Below are 1,230 nucleotides of genomic sequence, written 5' to 3'. Positions count from 1 at the left end.
TATCGCGTGACACGCCCATGATCTTGCAGGCTTTTGATACGTTACCGAGTTCTTCGGCGAGATTGAGCAGGCCGGCTTTGTGTTTGATAATGGGATTGTTAGCATGAAGCATGAGAGTTACCTCGCGTTTTGTTTAAGGATCAGACACCCATATCAAAACCGGTAACTCTCAACCTTTCAAGGTCCAGTGTCAGATCTAGTCGCGACTAATACATCTTAGGCGTGTACCAGGATCAGATTGACCGGTATCTTTCCTTGCCCTTCATCTTCCCCAATCAGTTGCGTCTGGATCAGATGCGCGGCTTGCACAGCGTCCTGGGCGGCGGCTAATGATGCTGCGGCCAGTTCCCACTTCTTCTGGCGCGCTGCCTGAATGGCCATCATCGCCTGAGAACGCGCTTCTCCGGCATTGATGATCAACTCCATTACGGTGGTTTCCATCTCAATCGTCATTTTTAGCCTCTTATGGTATGCCAAACGCACATGCGCGATGAGCGGTATGCATTCTGTGCGTAACGGCTATCTGGGGCGCTGTCCCACACGACACAACCATTGTGACGAGGTGCTGTTGTGTCATTCAAGGAGCAAGTGATTGACTCATTGGGTTCTTTTGCCGATAAGTTCAATAGCCTGCGTTATATTATGGCCATCGAGGCCTCGTTTATTACCCTGATGCCGGTGATTATAGTCGGTGCCTTTTCCGTGCTGATCTTCAACATGGTGCTCGATCCGAAAAACTGTCTTGCTAGTTTCGCGATGTTTTCTTTTTTGGCACCTCTCAAACCCATCATGAGCGGTATCAACTACGCGACGCTCAATTTTTTGACCATTGGCGCGGTGTTTCTGATCGGGATCGAACTGGGGCGCATTAACGGCTCACGCAGCCTGTTTCCCGTTCTGCTGGCCGTGATCTGCCTGATTTCGATTACGCCCACCACCATCGATATCGTGGTGAACGGACAAACGGTGCCGGTAAAAGACGTGTTGGCGCGACAGTTCTCGGATACCAACAGCCTGTTTCTCGGCATGTTTATTACCATCCTCTCGGTGGAGATCCACAGCAAGCTGGAAAAAGTAGATCGCTTGCGCGGCTTTGTTGAATAATAGGTAATCATGCTGTTTTTCCATGCCAGTTTTGGTTGAAAATTCTTGTCATCTCAGGTGTACACTTTTCTCATGAGGCCTAACTGCATGATTTTACGTTGCGAGGATCCGTCGTTTCACTGGGCT

At 49.7% G+C, this 1,230-nt stretch carries 1 protein-coding gene and 2 pseudogenes; 1 reads left to right on the top strand and 2 read right to left on the bottom strand.

Annotated elements, in window-relative coordinates; all coding sequences use genetic code 11:
- On the bottom strand, positions 1 to 112 hold a 112-nt coding region (locus QZ506_RS15575), incomplete at its 3' end, for a helix-turn-helix domain-containing protein (protein ID WP_367272991.1).
- A 107-nt stretch (positions 113 to 219) separates the two neighbouring features.
- Positions 220 to 453, bottom strand: a pseudogene (locus QZ506_RS15570) (PTS lactose/cellobiose transporter subunit IIA); the annotation flags it as partial.
- A gap of 117 nt (positions 454 to 570) precedes the next feature.
- On the opposite strand from QZ506_RS15570, the pseudogene QZ506_RS15565 reads away from it, so the two are divergent.
- A pseudogene (locus tag QZ506_RS15565) lies at positions 571 to 1,089 on the top strand (PTS sugar transporter subunit IIC); the annotation flags it as partial.
- Between the last annotated feature and the right edge of the window lie 141 nt (positions 1,090 to 1,230).

Origin of the sequence: Candidatus Symbiopectobacterium sp., assembly GCF_020054415.1 — a bacterium.
In the GTDB taxonomy this organism is placed as follows: domain Bacteria; phylum Pseudomonadota; class Gammaproteobacteria; order Enterobacterales; family Enterobacteriaceae; genus Symbiopectobacterium.
This window is presented reverse-complemented; position numbering and strand designations above follow the sequence as displayed.